Annotated in this window: 18 protein-coding genes and 1 tRNA gene (1 of these 19 only partly in view); 16 read left to right on the top strand and 3 right to left on the bottom strand. The window is 42.9% G+C overall.

The genetic code is table 11. The features are described from left to right. Nucleotides 1-12: 12 nt before the first annotated feature. The 7 genes from FKX85_RS00415 to FKX85_RS00385 all read left to right on the top strand — a co-directional run bounded on the left by FKX85_RS00415 (nt 13) and on the right by FKX85_RS00385 (nt 5364). Nucleotides 13-264 carry a hypothetical protein gene (locus FKX85_RS00415; RefSeq protein WP_141612865.1) on the top strand — a complete coding sequence of 84 codons (252 nt, stop codon included), beginning with the start codon at nt 13-15 and terminating at the stop codon, nt 262-264. An 11-nt stretch (nt 265-275) separates the two neighbouring features. Next, nucleotides 276-1487, top strand: a complete 1212-nt coding sequence (locus tag FKX85_RS00410; RefSeq protein ID WP_141612864.1) for a PP2C family protein-serine/threonine phosphatase — start codon at nt 276-278, stop codon at nt 1485-1487. Nucleotides 1488-1494: 7 nt separating this feature from the next. Then, a complete protein-coding gene (locus FKX85_RS00405; protein WP_141612863.1) occupies nt 1495-2121 on the top strand; it encodes a polysaccharide deacetylase family protein in 627 nt (208 codons plus the stop codon). Further along, on the top strand, nt 2118-3221 hold the full coding sequence (locus tag FKX85_RS00400; RefSeq protein ID WP_141612862.1) for a glycosyltransferase: 1104 nt from the start codon (nt 2118-2120) through the stop codon (nt 3219-3221). The genes FKX85_RS00405 and FKX85_RS00400 overlap by 4 nt, the downstream gene beginning before the upstream one ends. After that, the gene (locus FKX85_RS00395) at nt 3221-3997 is read left to right on the top strand and encodes a TatD family hydrolase (protein ID WP_141612861.1); all 777 of its coding nucleotides are present in this window, start codon (nt 3221-3223) and stop codon (nt 3995-3997) included. Before FKX85_RS00400 ends, FKX85_RS00395 begins: the two co-directional genes overlap by 1 nt. Next, on the top strand, nt 3994-5070 hold the full coding sequence (locus FKX85_RS00390) for an asparaginase (RefSeq protein ID WP_141612860.1): 1077 nt from the start codon (nt 3994-3996) through the stop codon (nt 5068-5070). Before FKX85_RS00395 ends, FKX85_RS00390 begins: the two co-directional genes overlap by 4 nt. Nucleotides 5071-5276: 206 nt before the next feature. Beyond that, nucleotides 5277-5364: transfer RNA gene (locus FKX85_RS00385), tRNA-Ser, on the top strand. A 251-nt stretch (nt 5365-5615) separates the two neighbouring features. Here FKX85_RS00385 and FKX85_RS00380 read toward each other — a convergent pair. Then, complete coding sequence (locus FKX85_RS00380) at nt 5616-5906, bottom strand: hypothetical protein (protein ID WP_141612859.1); 291 nt, start codon at nt 5904-5906, stop codon at nt 5616-5618. 232 nt (nt 5907-6138) lie between these two features. On the opposite strand from FKX85_RS00380, the gene FKX85_RS00375 reads away from it, so the two are divergent. The 6 genes from FKX85_RS00375 (at nt 6139) to FKX85_RS00350 (ending at nt 11358) form a co-directional block, all read left to right on the top strand. Continuing rightward, a complete protein-coding gene (locus FKX85_RS00375; RefSeq protein ID WP_141612858.1) occupies nt 6139-6954 on the top strand; it encodes a MotA/TolQ/ExbB proton channel family protein in 816 nt (271 codons plus the stop codon). Between the two features lie 63 nt (nt 6955-7017). Beyond that, complete coding sequence (locus FKX85_RS00370; protein ID WP_141612857.1) at nt 7018-7347, top strand: hypothetical protein; 330 nt, start codon at nt 7018-7020, stop codon at nt 7345-7347. 6 nt (nt 7348-7353) lie between these two features. Further along, entirely contained in the window at nt 7354-7986 is a 633-nt protein-coding gene (locus FKX85_RS00365) for an ExbD/TolR family protein (RefSeq protein ID WP_141612856.1), read from the top strand. Between the two features lie 2 nt (nt 7987-7988). Beyond that, nucleotides 7989-8453: an ExbD/TolR family protein gene (locus tag FKX85_RS00360; protein WP_141612855.1), complete on the top strand. Its 465-nt coding sequence runs from the start codon at nt 7989-7991 to the stop codon at nt 8451-8453. Between the two features lie 78 nt (nt 8454-8531). Next, on the top strand, nt 8532-9836 hold the full coding sequence (locus FKX85_RS00355) for an MFS transporter (RefSeq protein ID WP_141612854.1): 1305 nt from the start codon (nt 8532-8534) through the stop codon (nt 9834-9836). A 10-nt stretch (nt 9837-9846) separates the two neighbouring features. Further along, nucleotides 9847-11358 (top strand): NAD(P)H-hydrate dehydratase, encoded by a 1512-nt coding sequence (locus FKX85_RS00350; protein WP_141612853.1) that lies wholly within the window; start codon nt 9847-9849, stop codon nt 11356-11358. A gap of 65 nt (nt 11359-11423) precedes the next feature. On the opposite strand, the gene asnS is transcribed toward FKX85_RS00350, so the two are convergent. Beyond that, complete coding sequence (gene asnS, locus FKX85_RS00345; protein ID WP_141612852.1) at nt 11424-12875, bottom strand: asparagine--tRNA ligase; 1452 nt, start codon at nt 12873-12875, stop codon at nt 11424-11426. 207 nt (nt 12876-13082) lie between these two features. On the opposite strand from asnS, the gene rpoN reads away from it, so the two are divergent. From rpoN to FKX85_RS00330, 3 genes are read left to right on the top strand one after another with little or no spacing between them, the layout of a single operon-like run. Further along, nucleotides 13083-14534 carry an RNA polymerase factor sigma-54 gene (gene rpoN, locus FKX85_RS00340; protein ID WP_141612851.1) on the top strand — a complete coding sequence of 484 codons (1452 nt, stop codon included), beginning with the start codon at nt 13083-13085 and terminating at the stop codon, nt 14532-14534. Next, a complete protein-coding gene (locus FKX85_RS00335; protein WP_141612850.1) occupies nt 14534-15154 on the top strand; it encodes a PA-phosphatase in 621 nt (206 codons plus the stop codon). Before rpoN ends, FKX85_RS00335 begins: the two co-directional genes overlap by 1 nt. 6 nt (nt 15155-15160) lie before the next feature. After that, entirely contained in the window at nt 15161-15940 is a 780-nt protein-coding gene (locus FKX85_RS00330) for an enoyl-CoA hydratase/isomerase family protein (protein ID WP_141612849.1), read from the top strand. A gap of 53 nt (nt 15941-15993) precedes the next feature. On the opposite strand, the gene FKX85_RS00325 is transcribed toward FKX85_RS00330, so the two are convergent. Further along, nucleotides 15994-16656, bottom strand: the 3' portion of a protein-coding gene (locus FKX85_RS00325) for a porin family protein (RefSeq protein ID WP_141612848.1). Its footprint extends 78 nt past the window's final position; only the last 663 of its 741 coding nucleotides appear in the window; its start codon lies off the right edge, out of view — the gene reads right to left on this strand; the stop codon is at nt 15994-15996.

Below are 16656 nucleotides of genomic sequence, written 5' to 3'. Positions count from 1 at the left end.
AAGACCAGCACGATGTCTGAAGAAGAATACGAAATGATGGATGAGCTGTATTTTGTGCAGCCGTTTACCTATTTAAAAGAAGTACTCAACTGGGATGATGAGGAGCTTTTGACTACCTTGCAAGGGCTATACAATAAGGGATTGATCAAGTGTCTTTCTGAGCCTGATGAAGAGATTTTCCGAGATGCTGAGATCTTGGAAAATGGAAAGTCTTACTATTACCTGGCCACCAAAAAGGGACTGATGGAGCATAATACCTTGTAAATCATAAAACCTTGACTGCAGAAACCCTCAAATACCAACGAAAAGAATTAGAGCTAAAGGCACTGCTCGAGATCACCCAGGCGATCAACGAGAATAAGGACGAATCTGTGTTGCTCAATATATTTAAGTTCACCTGTTTGGTGCATTTGAATATCAAAGCCTTGGTATTGTATGTGGCCAATCAGACGGGCTTTGAGGAGCGTGTAAAGCATGGGGTGAAGCAGAATTTGCCCCCGTTGATACCATATGGTGACGTCGATGATAACCGAGAAATCGGTAAGCTTAATTTGGTGATGCCTCCAGAGTATTCCTTTACCGAACTGGATATTTATGTGCCCGTTTACCATAAGGATAAAATGCTGGCTATTTTACTGCTGAAGACCAAGGATAGTGAAAAAGATCTTGATTTGGATTTCACCCAGGCCCTGACCAATATTCTGGTGGTGGCACTGGAGAACAAGCGCTTTGCCAGAAGACAACTGGAGCAGGAAAGGCTGAAAAAGGAAGTGGAAATTGCCAGTAATGTACAGCGGATGCTTTTTCCTGCGACCCTTCCTGAAACCGATCGTTTAAGAGCGAAGGTGACATATTTTCCACATAGCACAGTGGGGGGGGATTATTATGACCTGATCAAGAAATCTGACAATGAGGTTTTTTTCTGTATAGCCGATGTTTCAGGAAAGGGAATGCCCGCAGCACTGCTGATGTCCAATTTCCAAGCTGCCTTAAGGACATTGCTGAGGAGTTCTTCTGATCTAAAGATGATAACGGATCAGCTGAATTTCACGATTTTCGAAAATACCAATGGAGAACGGTTTATTACCTTCTTCTTGGGGCATTATAACTATAAGACACAAACCCTCAGGTATATCAATGCCGGCCACAATCCTCCTGTACTTTGTCGGGAAAAGGAAGGGAAGAGCGAAGTGTTGGATGCAGGAACGACGATTCTAGGGGCATTTCCTGAGTTGCCGTTTTTGGAAGTGGGGAAGCGTTATGGCCTAAGCGATTTCACCATTCATTTGTTTACAGATGGACTAACAGAGGTCTTTGATCCGCAAAACGTAGAATATGGCGATGAGCGGTTTTTGGATTTCGTTCATAGGAATATGTGTGTGGAACCAGAGCAATTCCACGAGGATTTTTTTAAGGAGTGGAATGAATTCGCAGGAGGGGAGCCACGAAGGGATGATATCACACTGTTGAGCATGCGGTTTAAATAAGGTCAATATGGTCGTTCATCATGTGCCTAAAATAGTAAAATGGCTTTTCCCAAAACTCACTTGGAACAGGAGCCGTCAAGACCATTACATTTACCTGACCTTTGATGATGGACCTGTGCCAGGAGTTACGGATTTTGTGCTGGATGAGCTGGGGAAGCACCATGTTAAGGCAACGTTTTTCTGTGTAGGGGATAATGTGCGGAAGCATCCTGATCTGGCCAAAAGGATCGTCGAGGAGGGGCACCAAATAGGTAACCATACGTATAACCACCTGAATGGCTCCAAGACGGAAGATGCCCGGTATTTTGATAATATCGCTAAATGCAGCGATACTATTTATGAAGTGACCAAAATCCGCCCTTCGTTATTTCGTCCACCCTATGGAAGGATAAAAGGAAAGCAGGCTACTTTTTTAAGTAAGGATTTTGAGGTGGTGATGTGGGATGTGCTTTCGGGAGATTTTGATCAAAACCAACCACCCAAAACGTGCCTTTTAAAAACAAAAAGGCATACCCAAAACGGGGCGATTATATTGTTTCATGATCAGCAGAAGACAGCAGCGGTTATCAGGGAAGTGTTGCCGGCATATTTGAGGTTTATTCAGGAAAGTGGATTTCAGGCGGCACTGTTATGATACTTTGGGGGGCATTGATGGTCGTAGCGGCATTGCTGGTGCAGGATCTTTTGCTGGTATATTTCTTTTATCGTCGGTTTAAAAGTTATGATCAGTCGCCGCTGACAAAGGAGGATTTGCCTACTGTGAGCATTCTGGTTCCGGCCAGAAATGAAGAGAACGTGTTGCCTGTCTGCTTGAAAGGTCTTTCCGGATTGGATTATCCAGAGGAAAAACTGCAAGTGATCGTGGCTGATGACCATAGCGATGATCAGACTGGAAGGATCCTGAATGAATGGGTGGGGGAATCACCAAATCGTTTAAAAGTGGAAATCGCAGGGAAATATCCCCATCTAAATGGAAAAGCGAATGCTTTGGCCCAGATGGCCCATGAGGCGTCGGGAGAATTCCTCCTCTTTACGGATGCGGATTGTGAAGTGAATCCACAGTGGGTACAAGCCATGGTGAAGGCATTTAGCCCCAGAGCGGGATTGGTAGTTGGGCTCACGAGCGTACGCAGGGTAGGGCTGTTTGGGAAGCTTCAAGGCCAGGACTGGTGGCTTACTTTGGGCATGATAAAGGTCTCCTCCGATTTGGGCAACCTACTGACAGCAGTGGGAAATAATATGCTGATCAACCATAAAGCGTACAGAAGGGTTGGAGGTTTTGAAGGGCTGCCATTTTCGGTAACGGAAGATTTTATGATGGGTAAAGCCATGAAAACAGCAGGTTTTTATCCCGTTTTTCAATATAGTAAAGAGAGCCAATTGCTGACCAAATCAGAAACTGGGCTGGTAAGCTTACTGGAACAGCGAAAGCGCTGGATGAAAGGGGCGCGGAGTTTGCCCTGGTATTGGCAAGCATTGCTGGTATTTCAGGTGCTTTTTTTTCCAATGGTGATAAGTATATTATTTTACGCTCCGTTGTTAGGGGCGGGCCTATGGATGTGTAAGTTGGTGTTTCAGGTGATTTTTGTCAGGGGATTGGCAAAAAAAGTAGATATTTATATTCCTTTATGGGAATTGTTTATTTTTGAAGTTTATTATCTAGTAATTTCATGGTCAACAATAGTGTGTTATTTTTGGCCTTCGAAAATTAATTGGAAAGAGAGAAAATACTAATGCAGTTTATTGATACCCACGCCCATATATATTCCAAAAAGTACGATAGTGACCGTGATGAAGTTATCGAGCGGTGCAAGGCAAATGGAGTAAATAGAATTTACATGCCCAATGTAGATGTGGAATCGATTGATGCCATGTTGGAAGCTGAGGAGCGTTATCCGGGAATGTGCATACCAATGATGGGGCTGCACCCCTGTGATGTGGACAAGGATTTCGAAAAGCAGCTGTATGTGATGGAGGATTGGCTGTCCAAGCGGTCTTTTGTGGCTATTGGAGAGATCGGTACGGATTTGTATTGGGATAAGGGAAGCTTTGAAATCCAAAAGGAAGCCCTGAAGATCCAAGTGGATTGGGCAAAGAAGAAGCAACTTCCAATAGTGCTGCATTGTCGCGAATCCATTGATGAGACCATTGCGATTATTGGCCAGATGAATGATGAACATCTCACGGGGATATTTCATTGTTTTAGTGGATCGGTGGAGCAGGCCAAGGAAATTATCGAAATGGGTTTTTTGCTGGGCATAGGAGGTGTTTCTACCTTCAAGAACGGAGGACTGGATAAAGTACTGCCTGAAATTGGCCTGGATCATTTAGTGTTGGAAACCGATGGGCCCTATTTGGCCCCTGTCCCTCATAGGGGGAAGAGAAACACTCCTGAGTACATCCCGATTATAGCGGAGCGAGTGGGGGATCTAACAGCTTCTACCATGGAGAAGGTGTCAGAAATTACGAATTCAAACGCCAATAAGGTTTTTAACTGGGGGAAAGGATGAACTATAAAATCGTAAGGTTAAATACGGCAGCAAAAAGTGAGATAAAGTCATCTGTACTGATCATCTATACAGGGGGCACCTTGGGGATGGCCTATGACGAATCGGGAGCTTTGGTTCCCTTTAACTTTGGCCAAATAATGGAAAAAATCCCTAATCTTGGCAATCTAAATATAGCCATTACGGTGATTTCATTTCCAGAACCCATCGACAGTTCCAATGTCAACATGCAGCATTGGGTGGATATGGCCTATATTATATATGAGAATTACGACACCTATGATGGTTTTGTGGTGCTGCACGGTACCGATACCATGGCATACTCTGCGTCGATGCTGAGTTTTATGCTTAAAGGACTGAGCAAACCGGTGATTTTTACTGGGGCGCAGTTGCCCATTAGTGCGATGCGGTCCGATGCTCGCGAAAACCTGATGACTTCCCTGGAGATTGCTGTCAGCCAGGCAAATGGCAAACCGATTGTTCCTGAGGTGTGTATTTTCTTTAACCACATGCTGCTCAGGGGGAATCGGGCAAAGAAAATGCAGAGTGTTCATTTTGATGCATTCGAGTCGGAAAATTATCCGCCGCTGGCCGAGTCAGGAATTGTGATCGATTATAATTACGCTGCCATAAAACCATACAAAGAAGGCGTACAGCTAAAATACCTTAACAAACTGGACAAGCGGGTGATGATCCTGAAGTTGTTTCCTGGGATCACAGCAGAGGTAATCGATAGCTGTTTTAGCATTAAGGGACTGAGAGGAGTCGTTTTGGAAACCTATGGCTCTGGAAACAGTCCGACAGAACCGTGGTTCATAGAAACTGTCCGCAAGGCTGTGGAGAGAGGGATTATCATTTTGAATGTATCCCAGTGCAATGGAGGTCGGGTAATCCAAGGCAGGTACGAAACCAGTAAGGAACTGAAACGGCTGGGAGTGCTCAGTGGAGGGGACATCACTTCAGAGGCGGCCATTTGTAAGATGATGTTTTTACTGGCCAATGAAACTGATGAGGATGAAATCAGAAGGAAGCTGATTACGCCACTTGCAGGAGAGATGTCCCTTACCAGTAAGTAAAGCTTTGCCTTTATTTTTAAGAATAAAGGCCTAAAAAATCAAAAATATTTAAAAAGGGCAATCTTTTGATTTTCAGAGGTGTAGTTTGGAAATGCGATGAAGTGCCATCGAAGTGGAGTGAATTAGGACAAATAAAGCACCATTTTCCTTGCAGGAACTAAATTTTATCCATTTATTTGTCGCCTCAATTGAGGCCAAAAAAACACAGAGAGGTGTCCGAGCGGTCGAAGGAGCACGCCTGGAAAGCGTGTATACCCCTAAAGGGTATCGAGGGTTCGAATCCCTTCCTCTCTGCAGCATAATTCTGCCAATGACGATTGGAAAACATAAAGGGTTCAACATCCAGTCTCTGTAAAAAGGAAGGGATGAGATCCCTCGGGTTTGAAATCGACCATAGGGAGATTCACGAGAGGCAAGTGCGGCATGCCAGGCGGGTACGAGTAATCCCTTCCTCTCTGCAGCATAATTCTGCCAATGACGATTGGAAAACATAAAGGGGTCAACATCCAGTCTCTGTAAAAAGGAAGGGATGAGATCCCTCGGGTTTAAAATCGACCATAGGGAGATTCACGAGAGGCAAGTGCGGCATGCCAGGCGGGTACGAGTAATCCCTTCCTCTCTGCAGCATAATTCTGCCAATGACGATTGGAAAACATAAAGGGTTCAACATCCAGTCTCCGTAAAAAGGAAGGGATGAGATCCCTCGGGTTTGAAATCGACCATCGGGAGATTTTAAAAATTTTGCCGTAAGGCATAGGTGGCATGAAACCACCTGACAAGCAATCATTTTGATTTTCTGCTTCACCCATTTTGGCAAACTCAAAAAGTTCTTTCATTCAGCTACTCCACTTCATAATTACAGAACCCTTCATTATTCTTATTAAGTAAAGCTTTTTTAGTTCATAAAAAGATGGTTACATTGTAAGAACATTTGTTAAAAAGGCGAGGCGAGAAAAAATTATAACATCATCCCTTGTCATTTGAATTGAAAAAATTATATCTTTAAAAGCTCAATATTAAAGTTAGAAACCGTTTAACCTTTATTTAAAGTCTATTAAAAACTAAATTATGAAAAAGTTAATCGCTTTGTTCATGCTTACCGGACTGCTTATTTCTCCGGTTATTACAAAAGCACAAGACACCTCAGAAGAAGCTTCTGCAGGAGACACTACTGAAATGATGGAGGAAGAAGCTGCTGCGCCAGCCCCAGCTCCTGTAGTTACAGATGATGAAGTTGTAGTTGAAGAGCAACCATTCCACCAAATTATCAAAGACAAGTTCATCGAAGGTGATCCTACTTTCATGACTCCAGTATTGATTTGTTTGATTTTGGGTCTTGCTGTAGCATTGGAAAGAATCATCACACTTAACCTGGCTACTACAAACACCAAAAAACTTCTTGCCAAAGTGGAAGATGCACTTGACCAAGGCGGTATCGAAGCTGCTAAAGACGTGACGAAGAGCACTAAAGGACCAGTAGCTTCTATCTTTACACAAGGCCTGATGAGATACTCAGAAGGTATCGAAATGGTAGAGAAGTCAATCATTGCCTATGGATCTGTAGAAATGGGCCGTTTGGAAAAAGGCTTGGTATGGATTTCACTATTCATCTCCTTGGCTCCAATGCTTGGTTTCATGGGTACGGTAATTGGTATGATCGGTGCATTCGACTCCATTGAGGCTGCCGGTGATATCTCTCCTTCCCTCGTAGCAGGTGGTATTAAAATCGCCCTTTTGACTACGGTTGCTGGTTTGATCGTTGCGATTATCCTTCAACTTTTCTATAACTATTGTGTAGCGAAGATCGACTCTTTGGTAAACGATATGGAGGATGCTTCCATTACGTTGGTTGATATCCTTGTAAAGCACAAACTGACCAAATAATAGGTCCCTAGTTGCTTTAAAAAATTGATTAATTAATTACAATCAACCAAAGAACTTAACAATATGGATTCTTACGATATAATGTTATATGTAGGGTATCTTCTGATTGGCCTGGGCGCGCTAGCAGCGATTCTTATGCCCTTGGTAAAGTCATTAGATAATCCTAAAAGTTTGCTTAAGATAGGTATTGGTGTGATCGGTGTTGCCGTACTGTTCTTCATTGCTTACTCTCTTGCGAGCGATGAAGTAGCCCCAAAATATACGGTGGATCCTTTTAACATCACCGCTTCAAGCTCAAAGGCAGTAGGTGGTATTCTATTTACTACTTATGCACTATTCTTACTATCTCTTGTAGGAATTGTGGCAACGGAACTTAATAAACTTATAAAGTAATCTAGTATGCCAAGAAAGAAAAGCCGAATGAGTCAGGAGGTAAATGCAGGGTCCATGGCGGATATCGCCTTCTTGCTACTTATCTTCTTTCTTGTGACAACGACAATTGCTTCTGACAAGGGTATTACCAACGTACTACCTCCTAAAATTGACCCGAATCAGCCACCGCCTGAGGTTGATAAAAATGAGCGGAATATCTTTAAGATATTGATCAACTCAAATGACCAATTATTGGTGGAGGAAGATTTCCGGGACAATACGGATGGTTTGGATAAGGAAATAAAAGAATTTATCCTCAATTTTGGTGATCCTGATCAAGAGAATGTGGATCTTTTCAATAGCTTGCCACCGTCTTTAAAGGCACAGGCAGGTCAGGATCCCAATTCATCTGACCATCCTAATGAAGCTGTAGTTTCTATCAAGACAAACCGTGGTACAAGCTATGATCTTTATTTAGAGGTGCTTGATAAAGTGAAGAAAGCGTATTATGAAATCTATGCCGAAAGAGTAGGCCTTACAGCAGATGAATACCGGGCACTGTCCAGTAGAACTGCTGCTGAGAAAGAGCTTATGGACAGGGGTAAGGAAAACCTTCCAATGGCGATTTCAATTGCAGAACCAGATAAAGGAGGAGAATAATTATGGCTAAGTTTAAGAAAAAGACGAAAACTGAAGAGAATATTCCGACTTCTGCATTGCCAGATATCATCTTTATGCTCCTATTCTTCTTCATGGTGACTACTGTATTGAGAGAGCAAGAGCTATTGGTAGAGCAGAAATTGCCACAAGCAACGCAGCTTCAAAAATTGGAGAAGAAGTCTTTGATTTCCTATCTGTTTTTGGGAAAGCCTAAAAACCCAAGTGTCTATGGTACCGAGCCTAGGATACAAGCTAACGATGCTTTGATCACCACTAAAGATATCATTCAGTGGGTAAACCAAGAGAAAGATAAGCTGTCAGAAGCAGAAAGAGACCAGATTTATATTTCCCTAAAGGCTGACAGAGACGTGAAAATGGGACCTGTGGCCGACATTCAGCTAGAACTGAGAGAAGCAGATGCAAGAAAAATCCTGTACGCTTCCGTTGGGAAACTGAATGAAGAATAATAAAATAACTAATTTCATTATGAAAGCTATTCGCGACTGCGAATAGCTTTTTTAGTTTAACGATGTTTTTGTAAACAAATGGGTGCACAAAAGAAGAAAGTGCAGTTTGCTTGGGCCATGTATGATTGGGCAAACTCGGTGTATAGCTTGGTGATCACTTCTACGATATTCCCGGTATATTTTAACAATGTCACCGCCTCTCACGGAAAAGGAGATGTGGTGACATTTTTTGGGTTTCACGTGGTAAATACAGTTTTGTATTCCTGGTCCATTTCATTTTCTTTTTTGGTTATCGCATCGCTGTCACCTCTCTTATCAGGAATGGCAGATTATGGTGGTAAGAAACTGTTATTTATGAAAATCTTTGCAACCATTGGTTCTTTGTCCTGCATGGGGTTGTTCTTTTTTGACGGTAGTAATTTGGAACTGGGGATTATCTTCAGTGTATTGGCCAGCATAGGATATGCAGGAAGTATCGTTTTCTATAATGCGTTTTTACCTGAAATAAGTGATTTTGAGGAATATGATATCCTCAGTGCGCGTGGTTTTGCATTAGGGTATATAGGAAGTGTCATTTTACTTATCATCAATCTTGTTATGATTCAGAAACCGGAATGGTTTCTGTTAAGTGATGGTGGATCAGCTGCCCGTTGGTCGTTTCTGATTACAGGTGTTTGGTGGTTAGGTTTTGCAGGGATTCCTTTCAGGTATTTGCCCAAAAGTACGGAAAGGACTAATCGCATTACCAATCAATCTTTGTTTTGGTCTGGTTATAGTGAGATCAAGAAAGTCTATGGAGAGCTTACCGATCGAGGTGATCTCAAGCAGTTTTTATTGGCTTTTTTATTTTATAGCATGGGGGTTCAGACCGTGATGTACATGGCTGCTTCATTTGGTGATAAGGAGCTTGGATTGGAGGGAGATAAATTGATTCTCACCATATTGATTATTCAAGTCGTGGCTATTTTAGGGAGTTTTCTGTTTGGGTGGATTGCCAAAAATAGAGGGAATAAAATCTCTCTGATGAGCATGGTGCTGATTTGGATCGGCATCTGTATGTCAGCCTATTTTGTAACGAGCGAATATGAGTTTTATGGTCTGGCTTTTGTAGTAGGACTGGTCATGGGAGGTATACAAGCTATATCACGGTCATCATACTCAAAGCTAATACCAGAAAATACAGGTGATAACGCATCTTATTTTAGCTTTTATGATGTAACAGAAAAGATGGCCATTGTGTTTGGAACATTTTCATATGGAATCATAGAAAAATTTACTGGAAGTATGAGGGATAGTTCCCTTGTTCTTGGTGTTTTTTTTATCATTGGTATGTTATTCTTGTTAAGGGTGACCTTCCCGGGGTATAAATTGGTAAAAGCTTAATGTAACGAAGATGTTAGAAATAATCTCCGGTGCTGCCGTTAAGAAACTAGATACGGATTTTATTGCTGAAAAGGGCATTACCTCGCACCGATTAATGGAAAATGCCGCCCAAGCTTTCTGTGATTGGTTTGAAGGTGAATATCATCGCAATGACAAAGTGGGGATTTTTTGTGGGCATGGCAATAATGGCGGTGACGGTTTGGCCATTGGGCGCTTGTTATGGAGAAAGGGATATGATGTAATCATTTTTCTGGTGGGGGGTGATGCAAAAGTTTCTGCCGACTGTAGGCTGAACAGAGAGCTATTACCCGATAAGTTACCGGCCATTTCCATGAGCAGCGACGATATAGCCCATATGGAATTTGATCTTAATGTGGTCGTTGATGCCATGCTGGGAATCGGTGTGAACAGGCCGTTGGCCGGAGATTTTTTAAACATGGTTATCAAGCTTAATGCCCTTCCTAATGTCAACAGGGTGGCAGTGGATATCCCCACAGGGCTTCCCTCTGATGAGTGCCTGGAAGGAGAGGCCTTTAAAGCTGATGTTACGGTAACTTTCCAATACCCTAAGTTTTCCTTAATGTTTCCAGAACATGCTGCTTTCGTGGGGATTCTCCATGTGGCTAATATAGGGATCGGAAATAAGTTTATGCGTCAATTTTCCCAAAACAGGTACTATTTGCAGCGAAAGGATGTCGTAAGCCGGCATTTGAATTTCAGCAGGTTTGCTCATAAAGGCGATTTTGGCAGGGTACTGTTGGTGGGGGGAAGTTATGGCTCCATGGGGGCCATCAGAATGGCAGCCGAGGCATCTCTTCGAACAGGTAGTGGATTGGCCACTTGCCTGGTTCCCTCTTGTGGCGTGGATATCCTCCAAGCCAGTTTACCTGAAATTCAGGTGTTCTCTTCCAGTTCCGAAAAATACTTGAGTCTACCCTATGTGAAAGAAGGACTTGAGCGGTTTGATGCCGTGGGAATTGGCCCTGGAATGGGAACTACAGCTGAGGCAGAAGACTTTCTTTTGGACTTTTTAATGACTTTTAAGGGACCAAAAGTAATAGACGCCGACGCTATAAATATACTTGCGCGGAATAAAGGAATTCAGCAATACCTTGGCCGGGAAGATGTTCTCACACCGCATATTAAAGAGTTTGAACGGTTAGTAGGAATTTGCGAGAACCATAAGCAGCGCTTGGAAAAAGCACTGGAGTTTTCCAAGGCACATGGTTGTGTGTTGGTTTTAAAGGGGGCACATACCTGTATATCCTTTCCGGATGGCACGCAGTACTTTAATTCAACAGGAAATAAGCACATGGCCACTGGTGGAGCAGGAGACGTTTTGACAGGGATGATCACTTCTTTTTTGGGACAGGGATATGGGGTGAAGAATGCTGTGCTTTGTGGAGTGTACCAGCATGGATTGGCCGGGGAGATAGCTTCTGTAGACAAAAAGCGAGGCACAATAGCCACCGACATTATTAAAGCGATTCCCAAGAGTTATGTGACATTGGGTGTGGATTAAAAAACTGGCCAACGTATTTTCATACGCTGGCCAGTTTTTTTGATTTTCATAAGTGGAGTTTGGCGTTAGAACGCTGCATTTCCAGGTGTCCTTGGGAAGGCGATGACATCACGGATATTGCCCATGCCGGTAACGAACTGTACCATTCGCTCAAACCCAAGTCCAAATCCGGAATGTGGTGTGGCCCCAAATCTTCTCGTATCCAGATACCAGTACAACTCTTCTTGACTGATTCCCATCTCATCCATTCGGGTGGTAAGCTTTTCCATGTTTTCTTCACGCTGTGAACCACCAACGATCTCACCAATGCCTGGGAATAAAATGTCCATCGCTGCGACAGTTTTTCCGTCATCGTTTTGTTTCATATAGAAAGCTTTGATGTCTTTAGGGTAGTCAGTAAGGATGACGGGCTTTTTGAAATGCTTTTCTACCAAGAATCGCTCATGTTCAGATTGCAGGTCGGCGCCCCATTCTTCAATAAGATAATTGAATTTTTTCTTTTTGTTTGGCTTCGAATTTCTGAGAATATCAATGGCTTCTGTATAGGTAATACGTTCAAAATCATGATCTGCCACAAACCTAAGGCGCTCCAATAAGCCTAGCTCAGTCCTTTCATTGGTAGGCTTATTGGCATTTTCATCAGCAGCCCTTTTATCGAGGAATTCCAAGTCTGTTTTGCAATGTTCCATTGCATAGGAGATAATGTACTTCAGAAAATCCTCTGCCAGGTCTTGATTGTCCTCTGCATCGTAAAAAGCCATTTCAGGTTCGATCATCCAAAATTCGGCCAAGTGACGGGTGGTGTTGGAATTTTCAGCCCTGAAGGTAGGCCCGAAAGTATATATTTCTGCCAAAGCCATGGCGGCAAGTTCTCCTTCAAGCTGTCCAGAGACGGTAAGGTTGGTTTCTCTTTCAAAGAAATCCTGGGTATAGTCTATTGCCCCATCACCTGTCATTGGAGGGTTTTTCATGTCCAATGTTGTTACCCTAAATGTCTCCCCAGCTCCTTCGGCATCCGATGCCGTGATGATAGGGGTATGGATGTAGAAAAATCCTTTATCATTAAAATATTGGTGTACTGCAAATGCCAGCGCATGGCGCACTCGGAATACTGCTCCAAATGTATTGGTACGCAATCTAAGATGGGCGTTTTCACGTAAGAATTCCATCGAGTGCTTTTTGGGTTGGAGGGGATATTTTTCAGCGTCTGCCTCTCCCAATATTTCTATTTGCTTTGCAATTAATTCTGAATCCTGACCAGCCCCTTGGGAGGCAACCACTTCTCCGGTTACTTTGATACAGGCACCGGTAGTGATGCGCTTTAGGATATCCTCGCTGATGACATTCGGATCTGCAACGACCTGATAGTTGCTGATGGTAGAGCCATCATTGACAGCAATGAAGGAGACGTGTTTATTTCCCCTTTTGGTACGTACCCAGCCCATGATGGTGGTTTTTTCACCTGTTTTGCTGCTTTCGAGCAATAATTTTATCTTTGATCGTTTGTTGAATGCCATAGGAATTGAAGGTTTGAAACTTTAATACGTTGTTTTCAAGTTTTAAAGCTAATCAATGTTTTAAAATGGAATGCAAAAAAACGATATAATCACCTTTTTGTCAAAATTTTGCTGTAATTTCCTAAATTTGAATACAAGAAAAGGGCCTTGCTTGTAAATTGGTTAGCAAGGAATGTTTTTAAAATAGAGATAAGTAGTAAGCGATATATGCAAAAGCTAAATTTAAGTCAGGTACTTTCCCAAAAACTGAGTCCACAACAGATTCAGTTCATAAAATTATTGCAAGTACCTACCGCCGAACTCGAAGCTAGGGTGGAAGAGGAGCTGGAGATCAATCCGGCACTTGAGGAGGGAAAAGAAGAGGGCGAAGATACACAAGAGGAGGTGTTGGCGGATAATTTTGAAGAAGGTAATAAGGATGATAAAGATATCAACTTGGACGATTATCTATCGGATGACTATGGTGGATATAAAATGCAGGGAGATGGAAACTATTCCCCAGATGAGGAAGAGCGTGAAATGCCACTGTCCAGTGGGACTTCCCTTCATGAGCAATTGCTCTCCCAGCTCAGTTTCTTGAGATTGGATGAGCGCCAAAAGCTCATTGGAAAGCAATTGATTGGGAGTATAGAAAGTGACGGTTATATCCGAAGGGGCCTGGAGGCCATTATCAATGACCTGGCCTTTAGCCAAAATGTGGAGACGGACTTGGATGAGGTGGAAGAAGTGTTGAGAAAGGTCCAAAACTTTGATCCGGCCGGAATAGCAGCCAGAAGCCTACAGGAATGTTTGATTATTCAGCTGGAGCGAAAAGAGCACCAAGAGGATGAGGTAGTCCAAAAAGCCATCCGGGTGGTCAATGATTGTTTTGATGAGTTTACCAAAAAGCACTACGATAAAATCCTAAAGAAGTGTAATCTTACCGAAGAGGATCTCAAAGAAGTCATTCAGATGATTACCCGCCTGAACCCTAAGCCAGGGGGAGGGTCCGATGGGCTTATGAGGACACAGTATATTATTCCCGATTTTCTGCTCAATATGGTAAATGGAAAACCGGAAATTACCCTGAATTCCAGAAATGCACCAGAGCTCCGGGTGAGCAGGTCGTATTCAGAAATGTTTGAGGCGTATGAAAAAAGTGATAAGAAGGATAAGAAATTGAAGGATACGGTCAGCTTTGTGAAACAAAAGCTGGATGCCGCCAAGTGGTTCATCGATGCCATTAAGCAACGACAACAGACCTTGTTAAAGACCATGCATGCGATTTTGGATTACCAGGAAGAGTTTTTTGAGGAGGGCGATGAGACGAAGCTCAGGCCTATGATTCTAAAGGATATTGCTGAGCGAATCGATATGGATATTTCTACTGTTTCCAGGGTGGCCAACAGCAAGGCGATCCAAACCGAGTTTGGTGTGTTTCCGCTTAAGTACTTTTTCTCAGAAGGGATTTCTACAGAAGGAGGGGAGGATGTAAGTAACAGAGAAGTGAAGAGCGTTCTGCAGAAATTGGTGGATAATGAAGAGAAGCGTAAGCCACTTTCCGATGATAAGCTAGTAAAACTATTGAACGAAAAAGGGTATAATATTGCCAGGAGAACCGTAGCAAAGTATAGAGAACAGCTACAGATTCCAGTGGCCAGACTAAGAAAAGAATTATAGTGTACAGGAAACTAGCACTTCTCCTTTCTATTGTGTTTCAGCCATTGGTGGTCCCTTCAATGGTGTTTGCCGTGATCCTTTACCTGGTTCCAAATGCCACCAACGTGCCGGATGAAATTAAGGGATCACTGTTGCTGATGGTTCTGGTGACCACTTTGTTGATTCCTATGCTGAGCGTGTTTGGGCTGAGGTATATGGATACCATTCCAAGTATTCATATGGCAAACAAAAGGGAGCGTTTCCTGCCTTTCGGGATGGTGAGCATATTTTATGTAGTGGTCACCTATTTCTTTTATGCCAGACTAAACTACGATGAGTTGATCGTATTTAGCATGATTGCCATGACAGGTACCATTATTTTATTGACCGTAGTGACTTTTTTTTGGAAAGTCAGTGCGCATTTGACAGGCCTGTCAGGCTTCTTGGCCATTTTGGTGGTGATGAGTTGGAAATTCCCCGGAGGGACATTGTTATACCCTGTAATCGGTACCGTGCTGTTATGTGGCGTAGTGGCTTCATGTAGGTTGTATTTGGACGCACATAAACCTGCAGAGCTGGCAGCTGGATTTGGGCTCGGTTTTATCACGTGCTTTGTGGCGTTTTACTACTTTCTATTATGATCAGAAATGGCCTATAAATATATCACTTACACACTTCACGCAAATTGGGTGGAGATAGCAATTAATAGACCGGAAGTCTATAATGCACTTAATAGGGGAGTGCTGGAAGAGCTTAAAGTTGCTTTTGGCCAAGCGGGGGAAACCAGCGACATCAGGTGCATTGTTTTAACTGGTGCAGGAAAGGCTTTTTGCAGTGGACAGGACTTGAAGGCTGTAGGGAATGATTTGGATAATATTCCATTTAAAGAAATCATCAGGGATTACTACAATCCGCTGATTTTACTAATGCGACGCCTATCCAAGCCTATTATTTGTAAACTCAATGGTGTAGCGGCTGGAGCAGGGTGCTCTTTGGCGTTAGCTGCCGATGTAATAATTGCTTCTAAAGATACTTATTTGGCCGAGATATTTGCCCACATCGGGCTAGTGATGGACGCTGGCTCTACTTACTTTCTGCCGAAAAGGGTAGGGTACCCTTTGGCTTTTGAGCTGGCAACCACCGGTAGAAAAGTGTTTGCAGAGGAGGCGGAAAAACTAGGTTTGGTCAATAAAGCGGTAGAGCATACCACCCTGGATGAAGTGGTGGCGCAATATATAGAAGTTTACGTAAATGCCTCCGCCAATGCAGTGGGAATGATCAAAGAAATGCTCAATAGGGCCGATGGGATGTCCTTAGAGGCCGTTGTGGAAATGGAAGCAGAATATCAGGAAAAAGCAGGAAGGCACCGCGATTTTAGAGAGGGGGTGGTTGCATTTTTGGAAAAAAGAAAACCTCGATTTGAGTAATAAAAAAAGCCTTCACTGCAAAGTGAAGGCTTTTTTTATGGAGTTGGGTTTACTTAAAACAGGGCTACCGACATTCCAAAATTGAATTGTTTGGCCTCTGTTTCAAAAGGCCCTTGACCTGTTTTGAATACTTCGTTTAATCCATAATAAGCCCAAAGATTAAATCCACCCAGTCCTACCCTGGTATATACGCCATAGCGGAATTTGTTTAGTCCAAAATCCCCTGAAGTTTTTACCTTCTGTGTTAACCCATTGGCATCTGTGTATTTAACTTTAGTATGTGCTTCGTAGAGCATACCTACTTTTCCTCCAAGGGCAATTCTGAAACCTTGCTGGTAGTCACTCCTATTAAAGTGATAGCGGAATTCAATAGGTATATCAATATAGTTAAGGGCTGTAGTGTTCTTGTCTACCGAAATGCCTTCGCCATATACATCTTCCACCTCTACCAGTTTACTGGAGTTGGCTCCTTTATCGGGATCATTGACCAGCATCATATCATCTTTAAAAGCCAACTTGTCCAGCCCAAATCCGATACCTGGGTTTAACGTGAAACCAGACTTTTCGCCCAAATTGATCGGGCGTTGGAAGTAGATATTGGCTGTCTTGGAAGGAAAGAACCGCCTGTTCATTTCAGCCGCATTATTATTGGTGAGCATGTTAAAACCAAAATCCAGAAATAGGTCTCCTTTTAGATCCGGACGCCCTTTTAAAGG

The organism is Echinicola soli, assembly GCF_006575665.1.
Classification (GTDB): Bacteria; Bacteroidota; Bacteroidia; order Cytophagales; family Cyclobacteriaceae; genus Echinicola; species Echinicola soli.
Note: the sequence above shows the minus strand (reverse complement) of the source record. Positions and strands in the feature narration are given on the sequence as shown.